Source organism: Paractinoplanes globisporus DSM 43857 (assembly GCF_000379645.1).
GTDB lineage: Bacteria > Actinomycetota > Actinomycetes > Mycobacteriales > Micromonosporaceae > Actinoplanes > Actinoplanes globisporus.
Genome location: NZ_KB903295.1, coordinates 487,401 through 506,393 on the forward strand (window position 1 = coordinate 487,401; position 18,993 = coordinate 506,393).

Annotated in this window: 21 protein-coding genes and 1 pseudogene; 7 read left to right on the forward strand and 15 right to left on the reverse strand. The window is 71.4% G+C overall.

Annotation, left to right across the window (positions count from 1 at the left end):
- The first annotated feature begins 28 nt into the window (after positions 1 to 28).
- The 3 genes from A3CQ_RS0109025 to A3CQ_RS57190 all read left to right on the forward strand — a co-directional run bounded on the left by A3CQ_RS0109025 (position 29) and on the right by A3CQ_RS57190 (position 2,360).
- A complete protein-coding gene (locus A3CQ_RS0109025; protein WP_020510604.1) occupies positions 29 to 916 on the forward strand; it encodes an amidohydrolase family protein in 888 nt (295 codons plus the stop codon).
- 74 nt (positions 917 to 990) lie between these two features.
- Positions 991 to 1,146 (forward strand): hypothetical protein, encoded by a 156-nt coding sequence (locus tag A3CQ_RS61620; protein WP_020510605.1) that lies wholly within the window; start codon positions 991 to 993, stop codon positions 1,144 to 1,146.
- Positions 1,143 to 2,360, forward strand: coding sequence for a PfkB family carbohydrate kinase (locus A3CQ_RS57190; protein WP_020510606.1), 1,218 nt, complete (start codon positions 1,143 to 1,145; stop codon positions 2,358 to 2,360). The genes A3CQ_RS61620 and A3CQ_RS57190 overlap by 4 nt, the downstream gene beginning before the upstream one ends.
- Here A3CQ_RS57190 and htpG read toward each other — a convergent pair.
- Together htpG and A3CQ_RS0109045 are read right to left on the reverse strand one after the other, a co-directional pair.
- Complete coding sequence (gene htpG / locus A3CQ_RS0109040) at positions 2,357 to 4,210, reverse strand: molecular chaperone HtpG (protein WP_026205479.1); 1,854 nt, start codon at positions 4,208 to 4,210, stop codon at positions 2,357 to 2,359. The genes A3CQ_RS57190 and htpG overlap by 4 nt on opposite strands.
- Positions 4,211 to 4,812: 602 nt before the next feature.
- Positions 4,813 to 5,757, reverse strand: coding sequence for a helix-turn-helix domain-containing protein (locus A3CQ_RS0109045; RefSeq protein WP_020510608.1), 945 nt, complete (start codon positions 5,755 to 5,757; stop codon positions 4,813 to 4,815).
- Between the two features lie 70 nt (positions 5,758 to 5,827).
- On the opposite strand from A3CQ_RS0109045, the gene A3CQ_RS52070 reads away from it, so the two are divergent.
- Positions 5,828 to 7,012, forward strand: coding sequence for a saccharopine dehydrogenase NADP-binding domain-containing protein (locus tag A3CQ_RS52070; protein WP_026205481.1), 1,185 nt, complete (start codon positions 5,828 to 5,830; stop codon positions 7,010 to 7,012).
- Positions 7,013 to 7,058: 46 nt separating this feature from the next.
- Here the strand turns inward: A3CQ_RS52070 and A3CQ_RS0109055 are convergent, their stop codons facing one another.
- The 3 genes from A3CQ_RS0109055 to A3CQ_RS0109065 all read right to left on the reverse strand — a co-directional run bounded on the left by A3CQ_RS0109055 (position 7,059) and on the right by A3CQ_RS0109065 (position 9,522).
- Positions 7,059 to 7,352 (reverse strand): hypothetical protein, encoded by a 294-nt coding sequence (locus A3CQ_RS0109055; RefSeq protein ID WP_157295534.1) that lies wholly within the window; start codon positions 7,350 to 7,352, stop codon positions 7,059 to 7,061.
- 146 nt (positions 7,353 to 7,498) lie between these two features.
- Positions 7,499 to 8,509, reverse strand: a complete 1,011-nt coding sequence (locus A3CQ_RS0109060) for a hypothetical protein (RefSeq protein WP_020510611.1) — start codon at positions 8,507 to 8,509, stop codon at positions 7,499 to 7,501.
- Positions 8,510 to 8,616: 107 nt separating this feature from the next.
- Positions 8,617 to 9,522, reverse strand: coding sequence for an RNA polymerase subunit sigma-70 (locus A3CQ_RS0109065; RefSeq protein ID WP_020510612.1), 906 nt, complete (start codon positions 9,520 to 9,522; stop codon positions 8,617 to 8,619).
- A gap of 90 nt (positions 9,523 to 9,612) precedes the next feature.
- Between A3CQ_RS0109065 and A3CQ_RS0109070 the strand changes: the two genes are divergently transcribed.
- Positions 9,613 to 10,116 carry a GNAT family N-acetyltransferase gene (locus tag A3CQ_RS0109070; RefSeq protein WP_020510613.1) on the forward strand — a complete coding sequence of 168 codons (504 nt, stop codon included), beginning with the start codon at positions 9,613 to 9,615 and terminating at the stop codon, positions 10,114 to 10,116.
- Here the strand turns inward: A3CQ_RS0109070 and A3CQ_RS64000 are convergent.
- The 4 genes and pseudogenes from A3CQ_RS64000 to A3CQ_RS52075 form a co-directional block, all read right to left on the reverse strand.
- A pseudogene (locus A3CQ_RS64000) lies at positions 10,073 to 11,306 on the reverse strand (serine hydrolase domain-containing protein). The gene A3CQ_RS0109070 and the pseudogene A3CQ_RS64000 sit on opposite strands and share 44 nt — an antisense overlap.
- A gap of 11 nt (positions 11,307 to 11,317) precedes the next feature.
- On the reverse strand, positions 11,318 to 12,550 hold the full coding sequence (locus A3CQ_RS0109085; RefSeq protein ID WP_020510615.1) for an RNA polymerase sigma factor: 1,233 nt from the start codon (positions 12,548 to 12,550) through the stop codon (positions 11,318 to 11,320).
- Complete coding sequence (locus A3CQ_RS0109090) at positions 12,547 to 12,879, reverse strand: YciI family protein (RefSeq protein ID WP_020510616.1); 333 nt, start codon at positions 12,877 to 12,879, stop codon at positions 12,547 to 12,549. The genes A3CQ_RS0109085 and A3CQ_RS0109090 overlap by 4 nt, the downstream gene beginning before the upstream one ends.
- A 64-nt stretch (positions 12,880 to 12,943) precedes the next feature.
- A complete protein-coding gene (locus A3CQ_RS52075) occupies positions 12,944 to 13,315 on the reverse strand; it encodes a nuclear transport factor 2 family protein (protein WP_020510617.1) in 372 nt (123 codons plus the stop codon).
- An 84-nt stretch (positions 13,316 to 13,399) separates the two neighbouring features.
- On the opposite strand from A3CQ_RS52075, the gene A3CQ_RS0109100 reads away from it, so the two are divergent.
- Positions 13,400 to 13,957: a TetR/AcrR family transcriptional regulator gene (locus A3CQ_RS0109100; protein WP_020510618.1), complete on the forward strand. Its 558-nt coding sequence runs from the start codon at positions 13,400 to 13,402 to the stop codon at positions 13,955 to 13,957.
- Complete coding sequence (locus A3CQ_RS0109105) at positions 13,954 to 14,274, forward strand: hypothetical protein (protein ID WP_020510619.1); 321 nt, start codon at positions 13,954 to 13,956, stop codon at positions 14,272 to 14,274. Before A3CQ_RS0109100 ends, A3CQ_RS0109105 begins: the two co-directional genes overlap by 4 nt.
- On the opposite strand, the gene A3CQ_RS0109110 is transcribed toward A3CQ_RS0109105, so the two are convergent.
- The 6 genes from A3CQ_RS0109110 to A3CQ_RS0109130 all read right to left on the reverse strand — a co-directional run bounded on the left by A3CQ_RS0109110 (position 14,271) and on the right by A3CQ_RS0109130 (position 18,949).
- Entirely contained in the window at positions 14,271 to 15,230 is a 960-nt protein-coding gene (locus tag A3CQ_RS0109110; protein ID WP_020510620.1) for a discoidin domain-containing protein, read from the reverse strand. The genes A3CQ_RS0109105 and A3CQ_RS0109110 overlap by 4 nt on opposite strands.
- Positions 15,231 to 15,383: 153 nt before the next feature.
- A complete protein-coding gene (locus A3CQ_RS62620; protein ID WP_020510621.1) occupies positions 15,384 to 15,827 on the reverse strand; it encodes a hypothetical protein in 444 nt (147 codons plus the stop codon).
- Positions 15,776 to 16,585, reverse strand: a complete 810-nt coding sequence (locus A3CQ_RS52080; RefSeq protein ID WP_084698985.1) for a hypothetical protein — start codon at positions 16,583 to 16,585, stop codon at positions 15,776 to 15,778. Before A3CQ_RS52080 ends, A3CQ_RS62620 begins: the two co-directional genes overlap by 52 nt.
- Entirely contained in the window at positions 16,582 to 16,917 is a 336-nt protein-coding gene (locus tag A3CQ_RS52085; protein ID WP_020510622.1) for a hypothetical protein, read from the reverse strand. Before A3CQ_RS52085 ends, A3CQ_RS52080 begins: the two co-directional genes overlap by 4 nt.
- Positions 16,918 to 16,949: 32 nt before the next feature.
- Positions 16,950 to 17,846 carry a hypothetical protein gene (locus tag A3CQ_RS0109125; RefSeq protein ID WP_020510623.1) on the reverse strand — a complete coding sequence of 299 codons (897 nt, stop codon included), beginning with the start codon at positions 17,844 to 17,846 and terminating at the stop codon, positions 16,950 to 16,952.
- Complete coding sequence (locus tag A3CQ_RS0109130; RefSeq protein ID WP_020510624.1) at positions 17,843 to 18,949, reverse strand: hypothetical protein; 1,107 nt, start codon at positions 18,947 to 18,949, stop codon at positions 17,843 to 17,845. The genes A3CQ_RS0109125 and A3CQ_RS0109130 overlap by 4 nt, the downstream gene beginning before the upstream one ends.
- Positions 18,950 to 18,993 lie beyond the last annotated feature (44 nt).

The window sequence follows — 18,993 nt, forward strand, 5'->3', positions numbered from 1 at the left end:
AGCGACTGTCAAGTTCTAGGATGAGAATGTGATCGACGAGGACGTGCCGCAGTTTTGGTCGGGTTTGGGGGTTCCGGGGCTGTTCGATGTGCATACGCACTTCCTGCCGCCGCGGATGGAGCGCCGGGTGTGGTCGCATTTCGACGCCGGCGGGCCGCTGATCGGCCGGCCGTGGCCCATCGCCTACCGGACCGATGTACCGACAAGGGTCAGAACATTGGACGCACTGGGCGTCAAATGGTTCAGTGCTCTGACGTACGCGCACAGGCCCGACATGGCGGCGGACCTGAACCGATGGGCGCTGGATTTCGCCGCGCGGACGCCGGGTTGTCTGCGCAGCGCGACCTTCTTCCCCGAGCCGGATGTGCTGGCTTACACCCGGGAGGCCCTCGACGCGGGCGCGCAGATCTTCAAGCTGCATCTGCAGGTGGGCGGCTTCGATCCGCGCGACCCGGTCCTCGACGAGGTGTGGGGCCTGCTCGCCGAGAGCCGGACGCCGGTCGTCGTCCACGCCGGATCGGGACCGGTCGCCAATGGTTTTACCGGGCCGGTTCCGATAGGAGGTGTTCTCGCCCGGCACCGTTCGCTCGATCTGATCGTCGCGCATGCCGGGGCGCCCGAGTACAACGAGTTCTTCACGCTCGCCGAGCGCTACCCGAACGTGCGGCTCGACACCACCATGGCGTTCACCGACTTCTTCGAGGAGATGGCGCCCTTCCCGCCGGGCCTGCGGCCTCGGCTGCGCGAGCTCGGGCTACGCGGGAAGGTCCTGCTCGGGAGTGACTTTCCCACCATTCCGTACGCGTACGCGCACCAGCTGGACGCCCTGGCGCGACTGGAGCTGGGCGACTCGTGGTTACGGGCGGTGTGCTGGGAGAATGCCTGTGACCTGTTCGGTATGACGCCGCGCGGGTGAAGGTCCGGTAAGAGCGTGCGCGGGCATGCCACGATCATGTAGGCAGTGCGTCCGGGTCGCGGAAGGGGGCCGGCATGAAGAAGGCAATCGGCTGGATCCTGCTCATCCTCGTCATCTTCTACATCGGCACGAGCCCCGGTCCCGCGGCGGACATCGCCCAGAGCATCGGTAACGGGATCGCGGAGGCGTTCCGGGGCATCGGCACGTTCTTCCACGATCTCGCCACATGAGTCACATCCTCTGTGCCGGTCTGATCACGGTGGACCTCGTCTACCGCGTCGACAGGATCCCAGGGGTGGACGAGAAGGCACAGGCCACAGGCGTGACGATCGCGGCCGGCGGTCCCGCGGCCAACGCCGCGGTGACGGCCGCCGCGCTGGGCGCCGAGGTCACGCTGGTCACCGCGGTGGGTTCGCATCCGCTGGGTTCGCTGATCCGGGCCGACCTGGACGCGTACGGGGTACGCCTGATCGACGCGGCGCCGCTGTCGGACGCGCCGCCACCGGTCTCGGCCATCACCGTGCTGGAGGGAACCGGCCAGCGCACGATCGTCAGCCGGAACGCCGGCGAAGCACAGGTAGGCGTACCGGCCGAGGGCCTGCCCGACGCGGACCTGACGCTGGTCGACGGCCATCACCCGCTGCTGGCGCTGGCCGCGGCCCGAAGCGCCCGCCGCCTGCTGGTCGATGCCGGTAGTTGGCGGCCCATATATTACGAGCTATTGCCCTACGCGGAGGTGGTGGCCGCCTCGGCGGTCTTTCGGCATCCATCGGAAACGGCCCCCACCGACGCCGCCTTGGCCGCAGCGGTGGGCGCCCCGCACGTGGTGGTAACGCACGGCCCGGATCCGGTGCGGTGGTTCAGCGGGACCCGGTCGGGATCGGTCGCGGTGCCTCCGGTCGCGGCCGTCGATACGGCCGGGGCCGGGGACGCTTTTCACGGGGCACTGGCCGTGGCCCTGGCCGACGCCGATCTGCCCAGGCCGGCCAGCCTGCCCCCAGCGAGCCTGCCGCCGCCCGGTCCACCGCCGATCGGTCTGTCGCCCGCGAGCCAGCCGCAAACCAGCTTGCGGCCAGCGAGTCGGCCGCCGCCCAGCCTGCCGTCGGCGAGTCAGCCGCAGACCACCCTGCCGCTGGCGGGACGGCCGCCATCCAGCCTGCCGCCCGCGAGTCAGCCCCAGACCACCCTGCCGCCGGCGAGTCAGCCGCAGACCACCCTGCCGCTGGCGGGACGGCCGCCATCCAGCCTGCCGCCCGCGAGTCAGCCTCCGGCAAGTCTGCCTCCGGCGAAGGTTCCGCCGCCCGCGGTCACGCCCGATCCCGCCAGACCGCGGCCCTACACCGACAAATCCGATTTATCGGATTGCATCGCGTTCGCGGTGCGAGTGGCCGGCGTGCGGGTCACGCACGCCGGCCCCCGAGCTTGGCTCGCCGCCCTCCCCTAGACCGTGCGCGCCAGGCGGTCGGCCAGGAGTTTCGCGAAGCGGGCCGGGTCCTCCAGATCCCCGCCCTCGGCCAGCAGCGCCGTCCCGTACAGAAGCTCCGCGGTCTCCGGCAGCGCCGGATCGTCCGCATCCCGCTCGTAGGCCGCGCGCAGCCCACCCACCAGCGGATGGCTTGGGTTGAGTTCGAGGATCCGCTTGACCCGCGGCCCCTCCTGACCCATCGCGCGATACATCTTCTCCAGCGTCGGCGTGATGTCGTCGGTGTCGCTGACCAGGCACGCGGCCGACGTGGTGAGCCGGTGCGAGAGCCGGACCTCCTTGACGCTCGCCTCGAGCCGCTCCTTGAGGAAGGACAGCAGTGGGCCGAAGTCCCCCTCGGGCTCCGGCTCCTCCTTGTCCTTGGGCAGGTCGACCGTGCCGCGGGCGACCGACTGCAGCTTCCTGCCGTCGTAGTCGGGCACCGCCTCGACCCAGATCTCGTCGACCGGGTCGGTGAGGATCAGCACCTCGTAGCCCTGCGCCTGGAACGCCTCCATGTGCGGCGAGTTCTCCACCTGCGACCGGGACTCGCCGGTCAGGTAGTAGATCTCCTCCTGACCCTCCTTCATGCGCTCCACATAGGCGGCCAGCGTGGTGGGTTCCGTACCTTCCGTGGACGAGAAGGTCGACACGTCAAGGATCGCCTTCTGGTTGTCCGGGTCGTTGAGCAGCCCCTCCTTCAGGGCCCGGCCGAACTCACGCCAGAACGTCGCGTACTTCTCGGGGTGGTTGTTGAGCAGGTCCTTGATCGTCGACAGGACTTTCTTCACGAGCCGCCGGCGGATCATCTGGATGTGCCGGTCCTGCTGGAGGATCTCGCGGGAGATGTTCAGCGACAGGTCGGCCGCGTCCACCACGCCCTTGACGAAGCGCAGGTAGTCCGGGATGAGCTCCTTGCTGTCGTCCATGATGAAGACGCGCCGGACGTACAGCTGCAGGCCACGGCGGGCGTCGCGCTGGAACAGGTCGTGCGGAGCGCGCGACGGCAGGAACAGCAGCGCCTCGTACTCGAAGGTGCCCTCCGCCCGCATGTTGATGATCTCGAGCGGGTCGCTCCAGTCGTGGCTGATGTGCCGGTAGAACTGGTGGTACTCCTCGTCCGAGACCTCCGAACGCGGCCGCGCCCAGAGCGCCTTCATCGAGTTGAGCGTCTCGACGTCGTCCCCGGAACCCATACGGATCGGGAAAGATATGAAATCCGAATAATGCTTGACGATCTCTTTGATCTTCCAGGCGTCCGCGTAGTCGAAGAGCGCGTCCTCCTCGTCCTTGGGCCGCAGGTGCACGGTGACGCTGGTGCCGACCGGCACGTCCGGCGCGTCGTCGATCGTGTACGTGCCCTCCCCCGCCGACTCCCACCGCGTGCCGTGCCCCTCGGTGCCGGCCTTGCGGGTGACCAGGGTGACCTTGTCGGCGACCATGAACGTCGAGTAGAAGCCCACGCCGAACTGCCCGATCAGCTCGGCGTCCCGAGCCTCCGTGGCCTCCTTGAGCCTGGTCAGCAGGTCGGCCGTGCCCGACTTGGCGATCGTCCCGATGAGATCGACGACCTCCTCGCGCGTCATCCCGATCCCGTTGTCGCGCACGGTCAGCGTCCGCGCCTCGGTGTCGGCCTCGATCTCGATGTGCAGGTCCGACGTGTCCGCCTCAAGCCCGTCCTGAAGCGTCGCAAGCCGCAACTTGTCCAACGCGTCAGAGGCGTTCGAGATCAGCTCCCGCAGGAAGATGTCCTTGTTCGAATAGATCGAATGGACCATCAGCTGCAGCAACTGCCGAGCCTCGGCCTGAAACTCCAACGTCTCCATTCCCACTCCCGTATCCGGGGACGATATCCATTCCAGATGTTATGACCTCACCGTCACGCTCCGACCACCCTCCCCACCGTTTCAACCTTCCAACCCTCAAACCATCAGGTGGTACGGGGATCGAACAGCCGCCCGGTCCGGCAATCCGGCCCGACCCGACGGTCCACGGTCGAGCGGCACGCCAGCCGTTCCCTCACGGCCGTCCCCGGCTTCCGGGCTGTGCTGCATCCCCGCGCTCCCCCCAAACCCGCTCCCGCCGCCACACGCGCGCGCCGCCGCACACGCGCCGCCCCGCAGCACACGCGCCGCCCCGCCGCGACGCGCCACACACGTGCGTGGTCGTTAGGGGCGCGCCCGAAAGGTGTCGCGAAAGCGGCCGGGGAGACACACGCGCCACTCGCGCTAGACACGCGCCACACCAGCGCGCGGTCGCTCGGAGCGCGCCCGGAAGATGTCGCGGGCGACGGCCGGGGAGGACACACCGCGCCGCTCACGCTAGACACGCGCCACACCAGCGCGCGGTCGCTCGGAGCGCGGCCGGAAGGTGTCGCGGGCGGGGAGACGCACCGCGCCGCTCGCGCTGGACACGCGCCGCACCCGCGCGGTCGCTAGGTGCGCGCTCGGAAGGTGTCTCGGTAGGCGGCTGGGGAGACGCCGACGGTTCGGTGGAAGTGGCGGCGCAGGGTGGTGGCGGTGCCCAGGCCGGTGGCTCGGGCCACGGCGTCGATGCTGTCGTCGGTGGTTTCGAGAAGTTCCTGGGCTCGCCGGATCCGCTGGGTGAGCAACCATTGCAGGGCGGTGGTGCCGGTGGCCGAGCGGAAGTGGCGGCCCAGGTGGCGGGAGCTCATGTTCGCCCGGCGGGCCAGGTCTTCCACGGTCAGTGGCTGGTCGAGCCTCGCGGCCGCCCAGGCGAGCAGGTCGCTGAACGGGCGGTCGCGCACCTCGGGGACCGGCGTGGCGACGAACTGGGCCTGTCCGCCCGCGCGATGCGGCGCGACGACCAGCCTGCGGGCGACCGCGTTGGCGACGGCGGAGCCGTGGTCGCGCCGCACCAGGTGCAGGCACAGGTCCATGGCGGCGGCCTTGCCGGCGGAGGTGAGCACGCTGCCGTTGTCGACGTAGAGCACATCCGGATCGACCTCGACCAGCGGATAGCGGCGGGCGAGCAGATCGGCATAGAGCCAGTGGGTGGTGGCCCGCCGCCCGTCGAGCAGACCGGCGGCCGCGAGCACGAACGCTCCCGTGCACAGCGAGGCCACCCGCGCGCCGGCCTCGTGCGCCGCGCGGACCGCGTCGACCAGGTCGGCCGGCGGATCGGTGCCGATCTCGGCCCAGCCGGGGACGATCACGGTGTCGGCCCGCGCCAGCCGGTCAAGCCCGCCGTCGGGTTCGAGCAGGAAGCGGCCGTCGGCGCGCACCGGCCCCGCCCCGCAGATCGCGAGCTCGTACCAGTCGTCGACCGCCTCCGGCGGCGCCGAGCTGAACAATTCGTAGGCCAGCGCCAGCTCGAACTGCAGGATCCCGTCGGCCACGGCCACCGCGACTGTGCTCATGTCCGAAACTGTACGCACCTCGTCGTTCCCGACACTCCCCGTTGCCGTCCTTGCGGGGCACGATGATCGGGTGAGTCTTTCCCAGGTGACTGTGTACGGCGCATACGGCCACACCGGCCGCTTCGTGGTGGCCGAGCTGCTGACACGCGGATACGTCCCTATCCTGTCCGGCCGCAACCCCGGCAAACTGCGCGACCTGGCAGCATCGGTCGCGACAACTGCGGCCGCGCCGGCAGCGGCCCCGCAGGCAGCGGCCCCGCCGGCAGCGCCATCGGCGTCGTCGGCAACGGCCCCGCCGGCAGCGGCCCCGCCGGCAGCGGCCCGGGCGGCAGCGGCCCGGGCGGCAGCGGCCCGGGCGCTTGAGGTGCGGCCGGCCTCCGTTGACGACCCGGCATCTCTGGACCGCGCCCTGGCCGGCTCGGCGGCTGTGATCAATTGCGCGGGGCCGTTCGCCACGACGGCCGGGCCGGTGATCGAGGCGGCGCTGCGGGCCGGGGTCCCCTACGTCGACGTCGCGGCCGAGATCGAGGCCAACGCCGACACGTTCCGGCGGTTCGGCGAGCGGGCCCGGGCGGCGGGTGCGATCGTGGTGCCGGCGATGGCGTTCTACGGCGGACTCGGGGACCTGCTGGTCACCGCCGCGCTCGGTGACTGGACGGATGCCGATCGGGCCGACGTCGCGTACGGACTGGAAAGCTGGCACCCGACAACCGGGACGCGCGCCGCCGGGCGGGTCTCGTACGAACGTCGCGCCGGGCGGCGGGTCCGCTTCGCGGGCGGAAGGCTGGAATATCACGACGACGAGCCGGTGACCGAGATGTGGCATTTTCCCGAGCCGCTCGGCCGGCGTGAGGTCATCGCGGAATTCTCGATGGCCGACGTGGTGACGGTGCCCAGCCATCTCCCGATACTCACGGTTCGCGACTACATGACCGCCTCGGCCGCGCGCGATCTGTTCTCGCCCGACACGCCGCCGCCGACGCCGGTCGACGCCGCCGGACGGTCCGCCGAGGCGTTCGTCGTCGATGTGGTCGTCCGGCGGGGTTCGCAGGAGCGACGGATCACGGCTCGCGGCACCGACATCTACGCCGTGAGCGCGCCGCTGGCGGTGGAGGCCGTCGACCGCATCCTCACCGGCCGGACCCGGACCAACGGCGTCGCTTCCGCCGGCAAGGTGTTCGACGCCCCGGAATTTCTGAAGGCGCTGGCACCTCACATCGTGGTCGAGACGCAGCCGTCACCCACTTTCGCGTGAGCGGGGTGCGCCGCTCGTCGACGACCGCCGCGGTGACGTGAGCCGGTCAGGCGCCGCGGTATCCGGGGATCTGGCGGCGCTGGGTCGCGCTGGCCGCCCAGTGCGCGATGTCGAGCAGGCCGGCGATCACGACCCAGAACCACTCCCAGCCGGTGAGGCCGACGCCCGGGGTGTAGAGCACGACGTAGATCAGGGTCGCGAACGGCAGGAAGATGATGCCGAGCAGCGGGACGATCCACGAGTCGAAGGCGGTGTTGACCAGCACCGGGCGCGCGATCCAGATGATGAAGAGCGCCAGCCGCGGGAAAACACCCGCGAACAACGCGAACAGACAACCCACGTCGCCACCTCCACCACCGCCGGGTCAACCGGATGACGTGATCGTCGTCCCGACCCCGGCGACGGGCCTCACCCCGCCAGGGTGATTGCCGCGCGCCCGGACCGGAGTTCGGCCCGGGCGTCCTGTTCGGACCGTGGCGGGTTCCCCTACCGGACCGGATCGTCGTACGGGTCCACGAGTGGCAGCGGATCGGCGGCCTGCGGCGCACCGTGTCGAGCCCAGACGCGACGGGCCTCGAAGGCGAGCAGCAGTACCGCCGCCAGGGCGAAGACCACGTGACTGACCACGATCAGGGCGGTGGGGGCCTTGATGACGGGGTGCATCAGGAAGCTGTGCCAGGCGTAGGTCAGCAGCGCCCCCGCGGCCGCGGCGAAGCGGTGGCGGCCGTCCCACCGTGGCTTCCGGGACCACCACAGGATCAGCGTGGTCACGGCGACGAGCAGGACCGCGAGGAGCACCGAACCGGGCACGGCGGGCAACCAATCCGCGACCAGGAAGACACCGCCGGCGGCAAGGACGGCGACCAGGACGACCCACGGCCGCGGCGCCGCCCCGGCTCCCAAGGAGGGCTCTCGGCGCGGAAGGCGGAACGCAATGACGATCAGAGCCGCAGCGATCACGGCGGTCACGGTCAACTGCGTGGGACTCGCCAGGAAGTGGCCGTCGGCGTAGGAGATGGCGAAGGTGAAGACCGCCCCGATCAGGGCCAGCACCCCGGTGACGATCAGGCCGGGCCGGCGGAGCCACGGCACCGTGCGGCGGGTCGTCCACTCCTCGACCAGGGCGATCGGGACGCTGATGCTCCACACGGTGTGCAGGGAGAGCACGAACAGGGTCCACGGGATCGCGATGCCCAGGGCCGGCACGAAGCCGTGGTCGAGGAGGTGGACGTTCAGGTAGTCGGGGTTGAACAGGGACTGGGTCTCCAGGCCCTCCTCGATCACCCCGTAGGCGACGGCCAGCAGGATCATCGTGGGCCAGCCGCGGCCGCTGCGCCGGGTCAGTTCGCGGATGAGAAGAGCCGCGCCGCCGTACGCGGGGGCCAGCGCGACGAGGAACGGAAGCTGGGCCAGCGTGAAGTCACCCAGCAGGAACTCGGCCACCAGCGGTGACAGGAAGAACAGGGCGATCGCGGGAGCCACCCGGCGCATGGACATACTCCGATGGTCGGGCCGCCGCCGGTGGATCATCCGGGCCGGATGTCACGGGTCCCCGATGACATACGGCCGCGCTCCCGGGTGACGACCGTCAGCCGTGACGAGCGTCAGGCCGGCGCGCGGTAGCCCAGGAACGTCGTCACGCTGCTGATCAGTTCCGGGCCGAACTCGAAGACCAGCAGGGCGAACGGCTCGAATTCCCCGTGCGGCCCCGTCGGGCGCTCCTGCCAGAGGGCCAGCCCGCCGTTGGCCTGCTCGAAGACCAGCCGGGCGCCGTGGCAGGAACCGTCGGACGCGGCCATGACCGCGGCGACCGTCGACCGGCCCCGGATCCACCAGGTGAAGGGCGGCATGGAGTTGATGACGTCTTCCTGCAGGAGGGCGACCAGCGCCGCCACGTCGTCGCGGTGGAAGGCGTCGGCGTACCGCTCGAGCAGGGAACGTTTCGCGGCGTCGGACAGCGGGCTCGACGGCGGCAGGTCGGACTTGCGCAGGGTGGCACGGGCTCGCTGGAGGGCGCTGGTCACCGACGGGACCGTGGTCTCGAGCAGGGTGGCGACCTCGTCGGCCGGCCAGCACAGCACGTCGCGCAGGATCAGCACGGCTCGCTGGCGCGGGGGCAGGAGCTGCAGGGCGGCCACGAACGCCAGCCGGATCGTCTCGCGGCGGACGGCGACGTCGGCCGGGTCGGCCAGCGAGCGGTCGAGGATGGGCAGCACCCAGGTCGTCTCGGGCAGCGGGGCGCCGAGGTCGCCGCCGGGGCTCGCGGTCGAGGCGAAGTCGACCGCGCGGGCGCGGCGCTGGGCATGGCGGAGCATGTCGAGGCAGACGTTGGTGGCGATGCGGTAGACCCACGTGCGCACGGAGGCCCGGGCCGGATCGTAGTCGCCGGCGTGCTTCCAGGCGCGCAGCAGAGTCTCCTGGGCGGCGTCCTCGGCCTCGGACGGGGAGCCGAGCATGCGGTACGCATAGCCGACCAGCTCCCCGCGCATCGCCGTGAGCTGTGCCTCCATGTCCGGAAAAGTACCCGTCCGCCACGGCGAATGCATCAGACCAGGGTCGGAGATACGGCCCGGAGGCGCCGGTGGGCATAGCGTCACCTCATGGACCAGGTTGTGATCCGTCCCGCCACCGACGTCGACCATCCGCGGATCGTCGACCTGCTCAGCCGTTCCTGGGGCAGCACCACCGTCGTCGCGCACGGCGTCAAGTACGACGCTTCCACGCTCCCCGCCCTGCTCGCCGTGCGGCGGGGACGCCTTGCCGGGCTGCTGACGTACACCATCGGGGGTGATGCCTTTGAAGTTGTCTCGATCGACGCCGTGGTGGAGCGGGCGGGCGTGGGAACGGCGCTGCTGGAGGCGGCCGTCGAGCGGGCCGAGGCGGCGGGTCTGGCGCGGCTCTGGCTGGTCACGACCAACGACAATCTCGACGCGCTCCGGTTCTACCAGCGGCGCGGAATGCGACTTGTCCAAATAAATCGGGGTGCGGTGGACGAGTCGCGGAAGCTCAAGCCGCGCATCCCGCTGACCGGCGAGTTCGGGATCGAGATCCACGACGAGATCATGCTGGAGATGCGTCTGCCGCGGCGAGAATCGCATCACTGACCGCGCACTGGTGCGGCGACCGCCCCGGGCCCGCGACCAGGCGATTCGTGAGGTACGCGACGACGAGCCGGCGGCCCGGGTCGGCCCAGCCCATGCAGGCGTTCGACCCGTTGTGACCGAAAGCGATCGGGTCGCTCCCCCGCCCGAGGAAGCGCTCCTCGGCCAGCCCGCCCAGCTGGAAACCCTCCGACCAGCGGATCCGCATGCCCGTGACGCGGTCGGTCTCGCCCTCGCTGGTCGGGGTCGTCGCGAGCCGCCAGCTCCCGTCGTCGAGAAGTGACCGGTAGAAACGGGCGAGATCCCGGGCCGTGCCGGCGACCGTCGCCGCCGGGATCACCGCGTCGCGCACCGCACGCCGGTTGAACAGCGCCTGCATCACCGGCGGGCCGCCCCGCAGCGGCACCCGCGACCCGCCGAGCCGCGTGCCGACCATCCCGGCCGGTCCGAAGATCTGCTCCTCGAACACTGCGGGTAACGGTCGCCCGGTCACGCGCCGTATCACCTCACCGAGCAGGAACCCGTGGCTGATCACGTGGTAGGCGGGGACCGCCCCGGGCGGCGTGTGCGGCCGGGCCCTCGCCAGGGCGCGGACCGACCGGTCCCAGTCGGTGGCGAGCAGGGCATCAAGACCGAGCGTTTTCCCGTACGGGAGACCGGAGCGATGCCGGAGAACGTGCCGGATGGTGATCGCGTCCTTGCCGCGCGCCGAACTCCGGCCAGTGCCGGCTGATCGGGTCATCGAGCGCGAACAATCCCTGACCGGCGAGCCGGTGCACGAGCATCGAGGTCAGCGGCTTGCCGGCCGAGAAGAGCACGAGCGGCGTGTCCGGATCGACACCCCAGGCCCCGTCGTACGCCACCTCGCCGTCCCGGATCACGCAGAGCTGGGCGATGGCGCCGCGCCCGGCCACGAGGCGGGTCACCGGAGCAAGGTCCACGCCGAAAAGACTAGCCTTTGCCGGAAATGGCGTCCGGGACGCGAACAAGACAGAACTGTTGCGCAGACGGTTCTTTCGGGGTGTGATATGCCTGGTGCCTTCGTTGTGCGAAGGCGCATCGACCGGCGTGGTCGTGGGCTGGTGACCGCCATCGCTCGCCCACGGCCGCGTCGCCCAGTCACGCGGCCGCGTCACCCCCGTGCGCGGCCGCGTCCCCGGGCGACCGCCCCACGCCGCGCCCCCTCGCCGCACGCGCTAGCAATTCACGATCCCGGGCCGGGCGGTCGCAGAGCATTCGCGCGGCCACGCAGGAAGCGGCGTTCCGCCTCGTTGCCGGCCTGGTCGGCGGCCTCCTCATAAGCCGCGGCCGCCTCCCCGGCACGGCCCAGGCGTCGCAGCAGGTCGGCGCGGACGACATCGCGGACGTGGTAGCCGTCCAGGCCGGGCAGCCCGTCGACGATCTCGAGGGCGGCGGCCGGGCCCTCCACCTCGGCGAGCGCGACCGCGCGGTGCAAGGCGACGACCGGCGTCGGGGTCAGGGCGGCCAATTGGTCGTACAGCAGAAGGATCTGGGGCCAATCGGTGCCGTTAGTCGCGGACGCGTCCGCATGCACCGCATTGATCGCGGCCTGGATCTGGTACGGGCCCGGCCGGTTGCGACGCAGGCACGCCCGCAGCAACGTCCGGCCCTCGTCGATCAGCGGGCCGTTCCACCGACCACAGTCCTGGTCGGCCAGCAGCACGAGGTCGCCCGCGGCGTCGGTGCGGGCCGGGCGGCGGGCCTCGATCAGCAGCATCAGCGCGAGCAGGCCGCGGGCCTCCGGCTCGTCGGGCATCAACGCGACCAGCGTGCGGGCCAGCCGGATCGCCTCGGCCGTGAGATCGGGTCTCGTGAGGGTGTCGCCGGCGCTCGCGGCGTACCCCTCGTTGAAAATCAGGTAGAGGACGGCCAGGACGCCGCTCAGGCGGGCCGGAAGGTCCGCGTCCCGCGGCACGCGATAGGGGATGCCGGCGTCGCGGATCTTGCCTTTGGCCCGCGAGATGCGCTGCGCCATCGTCGCCTCCGGCACCAGGAAGGCCCGCGCGATCTCGCCCGTGGACAGGCCGCCGAGCAGCCGCAGGGTGAGCGCGACCCGAGCGGCGGGCGCGAGCGCCGGATGACAGCAGGTGAAGATCAGCCGCAGCATGTCGTCCTCCCACTCGGCCGCGCTCGTCTCGTCCGGGCCCGACGCCGCCGCCTCCAAGGACGGCCGGGCCGATTCCCGCCGCAGCCGGTCGATCGCGCGGTTCCGGGCCGTCGTGATGATCCAGCCGGCCGGGCTGGGCGGGATGCCCAGCTCCGGCCAGCGCCGCACGGCCGTGACGAACGCGTCCTGCACCGCCTCCTCGGCGACGTCGAGGTCGCCGAAGTGCCGGGTCAGGACCGCGACGGCACGGCCGTACTCCGCGCGGAAGATCCGCTCGATCTCGCTCACGCGACCGGCGATCTCGGTCACACGACCGGCCGGACCTCGATCGAGAGCGGCGGCCGCAGGATCGCCGACATCCGGCGGCCCCAGTCGAGCGCGGCGTCGAGGTCAGGCGCGTTGATCACGGTGAAGCCGCCGAGATGCTCCTTGCCCTCGGTGAACGGCCCGTCCGTCATGACCTGGTCGCGCAGGACCGTGGCCGTGCTCGCCGGGTGCAGCCCGCAGGCGAAGACCCACGCGCCGGCCGCCCGCATCTCCTCGTTGAGCTTCCCCAGCTCCGCCATGATCGGATCGAGGATCTCGGGCGGGGGCGGGTCGCCGTCGGGCTGGTAGACGCTGAGCAGGTACTGCCTCATCGGTTCGGCTCCTCTCGAGTGTTCTCACCTCTACACGAACGGGCCGCCCGCGTTTTCGACAATCTCAGCTCATCACGTCCGCGATCGCCGCGTGGTCGTGGTAGTCGTGCGACTCGACGATCAGGCCGTCGCGCACGCGCAGCAGCTGGATGTTGGCCAGCAGCGCGTCGCCCACGAGGTAGTCGAACTCGGCGATGATCACCTCGGGGTCGCTGGTCTCGTAGACGCGAACGTTCCGCGGCTGAAGGCTGATCTGCCCGTCGAACCGGGCGAAATGCTCCCGCACCTCCTCGCGCCCGTGGATGCTGACCGCCGACGGTCGCATGAACGGGATCGTCACCTCCGCGTCCGGGGCGTACAGCAGATGAAGCTTGGAAAGGTCGCCGCTGCCGATCCCCGCGCTGAGCTGCTCGAATACGTCCGTGGGTGTGCTCATGGCCTCTCCCCTGGTTAAATAGAAGTCATCACTCCGCTTCCGAATATACGGAGTACGCACTCCGTTTACTACCCCGGGACTCACATGACCCTGCGCGCCGACGCCCGCCGCAACCGCGCCCGCATCCTCGATGTCGCCGAGAAGGTGCTGGTCGAGCGGGGCACGACGGTGTCCACCGAGGAGATCGCCCGGGCCGCCGGCGTCGGGATCGGCACGCTCTTCCGCCACTTCCCGACCAAGGAGGAGCTCATTCAGGGCGTCTTCGTGGCGCGGCTGCACCGTCTCGCCGACGACGCGACCCGGGCCGCCGCGAGCCCCGATCCGGGCGCGGCGATCGCCGGTTTCCTGCGCGAGGCGGCCGCCCAGGGCGAGGTCAAGAACGCGCTCGCCGCCATGCTCACCTCGGCCGGCGTCGATCTGCACGAGGCGGCCGGGGAGGCTCAGCAGGAGGTCCGGCGCGCTCTGGGCACGCTGCTGCGCAGCGCTCAGCAGTCCGGCGCGGTGCGCCGCGACCTCGAGGTGGCCGATCTGATCGGTCTGCTTGCGGGCACTTCCAAGGCGATCGAGTACGCGGGACAGGACGCGGCCGCCCGGGAAAGGATCGTCGGCGTCATTCTCGACGGGCTGCGTGCCCCGTCATGAACCCGCACATCCACGTGGAGCGCGACCTGAACCGCCAGGCCGCCGCGCGCCGCATGCTGGCCGCGACGTTCGGCCTGGTCGGCGATGCCCCGGCGACGGTCACCACCGGCTGTGGACTCGTCGTGGCGTACGCGATGACCTCGGCGCGCCCGGAGAGCGTGACCTGCCTCCCCTGCCGCGACCACGCGGCGCGCTGGCACGAGACGGCGGCCGACCAGATGTGGCGGCTCGCGCCGGGCACCGGTTTCACGTCGCGTGACCTGCGGGCCGCCGCCGAGCATCACCGTGAGCAGGCCCGGAAGTTCACGGGCGGTTAGCGCACCTCGAACTCCAGCAGCGAGTAACCGTACTGGCTGTTGCGCTGCGTGCCGTACATGCGGACGTAGCGGGCCGGAGTCGGGTCGAGCGGGATGTCGCGCGGGCCGTCGGTGCCGGTCGTCGTCCGGTAGACGGTCGTCCAGTGCTTGTTGTCGACGGACAGGTCCACCCGATATTTGATCGCGTACGCGTGCTCCCAGTTCAGGCGCACGTCGGTGACGATCCAGACCCCGGCGAGGTCCACCCAGTACCACTGCGGATCGGCGAAGCCACTGCTCCAGCGGGTGGTCGCGTCGCCGTCGACGGCGGCCTTGGCGGAGTAGCCGGGGCCCTCGTCCGAGGAGCTCTGGACCTTGTGGCGCAGGGCCAGGTTGGCGTTGGCCGAGTTGGGCTTGCCGATGGCCGGCGGCACGGAGGGGGACAGAGACGCCGACGGCCCTTCGGACGGGGTTGTCGGCGCGATCGAGGTGGCGGCGAGGTCGGAGGGGGTGGTCCCGGGCTCGGCCGAGGGGACGATCTCGCCGATCGTGGCCGGGGGCGGGGCGGAGGTCGCGTCCTGGTCCTGGTGGATCGTCGCGGTGCGGTCATGCCGGTCGAGCGGGTTCCCGCGGGTCGCCACGAAGGCCGCGCCGCCGGCGATCGCCAGCAGGACGACGAACGCGGGGATCAGCCACAGTCGACGCCGCCGCTTGCTCCGCGCCGGGGCCGGGGCCGGGGCCGGGGCCGGGGCTCCGCCGACCGACCGGGCGCCAGCCGGCGGGTTGCCGGGGCGCGCGCCGACCGGGCGAGCCGACGTCGTTTCGCCCGGTTTGCGGGTTGGCACGTCCGGGGCGTGACCAGGGCGGGGCGAGGACGCGAACACGGCGCGTAACGATGCGGCACGCTCGGCGGCGGCCTTCTCGGAGGCCGTGCGCTGGTTCGGTACGTCAGCCGGATCGGTCGGCGTGCCTTCCACCAAGCTCTCCTCAGCAGCGATTGTATCGGACGGACGGTAGCTTAGCGATCTTCGGACATTGATGTGCCTGCGCGTCCCGCCGGGTCGGGAATCGGTCATAATTGAACCCGATTCCATCACGGACGGTGACCGCCTCTATATCAGACCGGAGCCTCAGCGGACGAACAGCAGGAAGAGTCCGGCCCACGTGCAGGCGATCATGAAGAGCACCACCGGGAGCTCGTCGGCCAGCACGGCCAGCGGCGGGCGGCCCGGCTCGGCGGCGAGGGCCATGTCGTGGGCGGCCAGGACGCCGAGCGCGTGTCCGGTCAGGATCAGCAGCACCTGGATGATCGAGACGACCCGCGGGTCGGGGACCACCGTCCAGCTCGCACCCTCGGCCAGTCCCCACTGCTGGACGAGCAGCAGCACCCCGCGCGGACCCTCCACGAGCAGCAACGTCAGGTAATGGGCGAGGGTGTAACCGACCGCGATCGGGATCAGCGAGTTGGTCACGTCGAGCTTGCCCGGCAGCCTGCGGACGGCGACGAACACCAGCCCGCAGATCAGCAGCAGCCCCGCCGTGGCCCACAGGATCGGGACGCCCGTCCGCTGCACGAACCCGGCCCAGGCCGGCGAGCCCTCGGCGCTGTCGAAGATCGTGGAGCCCACCAGACCGCGAGGAACGCCGCCCGTCCCGCGCCGGCCGGCCAGTCGGCGGCGAGCCCCGAGAGCGGCGGCCGCCATCGCAGCGGGCTGAGCCGCCCGGCGAGATCGGAGTAGACCTCGAACAGGTCCCCGCGTGCGAACCAGCTCCCGCCGTGGCGAACGGCGAATCCCAGCTGGACCAGCGCGTATCCGGCCACGCAGAGCCCGATGACGAGCGGGTCCGCCCGGTCCGGCGCGATCAGCTCCAGCCAGGCGAAGGCGAGCATCGCGGCCGCGGCCGGCCACGGATTGCCGTCGCCCGGCGCCCCGATCCGGACGGGCCGCTTGTCGCGCCCGGCCAGCGAGAGCAGCGTGCGCAGCGGGTTGACCGCCCGCCAGACCGGACCGAACAGGACGCTCAGCGGAATCAGGCCCACCCAGAGCCAGACATAGAGGGCGTACGCCGCCGGGTTCTCGTCGGTGCGCGGCCCCACCAGCGCGTCGGCCGTGAGGTAGAGGCACGCGGCCAGCACGAAGAGCCGGAGCGGGACTCGCCACCAGGTGCTCCGCGGATGGCGCTCGACGCCGCCGGTCAGCCGGGGGCGGCGCCACAGGAAGGCGGAGCCCAGGAACGAGATGACCACCGTGGCCGCGCCCGCCTGCAGCACCAGGTCGAACGGGAGCGGCAGGTCGGTGGACTGGCCGATACCGTGGGCGAGCGGTGTCACCGCACCTCGAGCTGCAGCAGAAGCGTGTCCGGGTGGGCCTCGACGTCGAAGAGCCCGGCGCGACCGGCCACGAACGAGACGCATCCCGGCGTGCCGGGCGCGGCGTCGTACTCGAGGTCGTACCCGTGGATGTGGATCTGGACGACCTTGTCCGAGCTCACCCGCACCTGCACCGTCGAGCCGGCCGCCATGTTCACCCGGTGCGGCGCCGGCACGGCCTGCCCCGTCTCCAGCGCCGACGTGACGACCACCGTTCCCGGCCCGGCCGACGAGCAGTCGGACACCTGCGCCGCCCGCGCGTGGCCGCACCCACCGGCGAGCAGGACGGCCATGACTACAACGGCCGAACGGCGGGGACCGGGGGTCATGCGAGGTCTCCGGCTGGGGTCTGCTGGGCGGCCAGACCGCGCAACACCCCGGCGCCCGCGATCGCGACGCCCGCTCCGCCGCCCAGGGCGAGGGCCACCAGCACCCGCTCCATCACGTCGGGCCCGGCGAACGGGAGCACCGCACGGTGGAACGACGTCACGTCGGGGAGCACGAAGACCGCGGTCAGGGCCGCCCCGGCGCAGACCGCGAGCAGACCGGCCGGCCGTCCCCGGCTCGCCGCGATGACGCCGCCCAGGATCAGCGGCCAGGCCAGCAGGTTGATACCGGCCGCGTTGACGAAGGTGCCCAGCGCCGGAGCGGAGACCACCTCCATGGTGGAGCCGACCACGTGGGCGATCGAGGCGCCCATCGCGACCAGGCCGGCCCCGGCCAGCACCAGGTCGCCCCGGCGGGAGCGGCGGCACAGGATCGGCACCGCCACCGCCAGGCCCAGGGTGGCCGCCCACCACAGGATGAAGGCGGGCGGCTCCGCTCCCACGAGGACACCGGTCACGGTTACCTGAGCGCCGCCCGCGTCCAGGGTGAGCGACCAGGGCCGCGACTGCCCCGCCGCGACCTTCCGGCCCACCGGCGAGGTGCGGGTGTCGGCCCACATCGCCGTCCCACCAGCGGAAACGGTGCCGGGTGCGGCCGGCCCGCCGCCGGGCGAGACGGTCACCGGCAAGGATGTGCCGTTCACCAGGCGGAGCTTGGCGCCGTCCTCGATGGTGGCGATCGACAGGCCGGGAACGGCCGGCGTCACGGACACCACCCGGCTGCGGGCGTCGGTGGCGACCAGTCCCCCGGCGTGAGCGAGCGCCGGCGAGACCCACCCCGCGACCATGACCGCGGCAACCACCACGAGAAAGGCGACCCGGCGCGGCACCGTCACGAAGCGGTGGTCCCGGGAGCCGCAGCATCGGCTGGTGCCGGAGCATCCGCCGGAGCCGCAACGGATGCAGGAGCCGCAGCAGCCGCCGGAGCCGCGACAACCGAAGGCGCCGCCGGCGGCCGCACGTTGCGGGCCACCAGAACCGTCGCCGCGCCCGTCAGCGACACGTACGTCAGCAGGCCCGTGACGATGTGGACGTTCCAGCCCACCCCGATCTCGATGTCGCCGACCAGGAAGAGGGTGCCCCAGATCAGCGGCGGCGCCGTGAGCCCCAGCAGCAGCCACGACACCGACGCCGGCACGTCGACCAGCGGCGCCACCACCCGGATCACCAGCTCGGCGCCTGCGGCCGCCGCGGCGACCGTGAGCGACATCCACCACGGGTCCTCGGAGAGGAACATCAGGTGCATCGCCAGGGCGGGCACGGCCACCAGCACCGTGGGCACGCCGATCGGCACCGGCCACCGCCGCCCGATCAGGATGATCGGCAACAGCAGCAGGATCGTGGTGAAGACGTACGCGTGCATGATCTGGGCATCGGTGGAGAAGATCTCCACCGGGTTCTCGCCCTCGCCCAGGTAGATGGTGCCCAGCACGTTCGCGTGCAGCGAGTAGATGTGCAGCGGCAGCACCGTCAGCAGCGCCGAGACGGTGACCAGCGTGCCGTCGGCGACGCCGAGGCGAGGTGCGGTGGTCATCAGCGCCGGGCCCACGGCGACCAGCACCATGCCCAGGATGATGAACTCGTGGCTCGGGCTCACGAAGATCTCGAGGCCCTGCTCGATGCCGAAGATGTTGTGCCACAGCGTGTCGACACCGCCGCCGACCAGCAGGAACGCCATGCCGAGCAGCGGGACGCGCAGGGCGTTCGGCAGAGCCAGGACGCTTTCGTACGTCGGAACGCGCGGCAGCCGCGAGCGCAGCAGCCACACCAGGGTGAGCCCGGACGCGGCGATGCCCGAGTACAGCACGGCGTGCCACGGCGTCCAGAAGGTCTCCAGCTCGGGCGTGGTCGCGTGCGCGTACGCGTCCAGCTGCAGGCCGGTGACCAGCCAGGCGGCGGCCACCAGCATGACCCAGCGTTCGAGGGTGGAAAACGTCACGGTTCCGCTCCTTCGATGATCGACGAAGCCGCTCAACCGGACAA

Bases quoted from the DNA above. Each gene is read 5' to 3' on its own strand.
- A3CQ_RS61620 (WP_020510605.1), top strand. From the start codon at position 991: ATGAAGAAGGCAATCGGCTGGATCCTGCTCATCCTCGTCATCTTCTAC.
- A3CQ_RS57190 (WP_020510606.1), top strand. From the start codon at position 1,143: ATGAGTCACATCCTCTGTGCCGGTCTGATCACGGTGGACCTCGTCTAC.
- A3CQ_RS0109045 (WP_020510608.1), bottom strand. From the start codon at position 5,757: ATGAGCACAGTCGCGGTGGCCGTGGCCGACGGGATCCTGCAGTTCGAG.
- A3CQ_RS0109060 (WP_020510611.1), bottom strand. From the start codon at position 8,509: ATGTCCATGCGCCGGGTGGCTCCCGCGATCGCCCTGTTCTTCCTGTCA.
- A3CQ_RS0109065 (WP_020510612.1), bottom strand. From the start codon at position 9,522: ATGGAGGCACAGCTCACGGCGATGCGCGGGGAGCTGGTCGGCTATGCG.
- A3CQ_RS0109070 (WP_020510613.1), top strand. From the start codon at position 9,613: ATGGACCAGGTTGTGATCCGTCCCGCCACCGACGTCGACCATCCGCGG.
- A3CQ_RS0109090 (WP_020510616.1), bottom strand. From the start codon at position 12,879: ATGAGGCAGTACCTGCTCAGCGTCTACCAGCCCGACGGCGACCCGCCC.
- A3CQ_RS52075 (WP_020510617.1), bottom strand. From the start codon at position 13,315: ATGAGCACACCCACGGACGTATTCGAGCAGCTCAGCGCGGGGATCGGC.
- A3CQ_RS0109100 (WP_020510618.1), top strand. From the start codon at position 13,400: ATGACCCTGCGCGCCGACGCCCGCCGCAACCGCGCCCGCATCCTCGAT.
- A3CQ_RS0109105 (WP_020510619.1), top strand. From the start codon at position 13,954: ATGAACCCGCACATCCACGTGGAGCGCGACCTGAACCGCCAGGCCGCC.
- A3CQ_RS52085 (WP_020510622.1), bottom strand. From the start codon at position 16,917: ATGGCCGTCCTGCTCGCCGGTGGGTGCGGCCACGCGCGGGCGGCGCAG.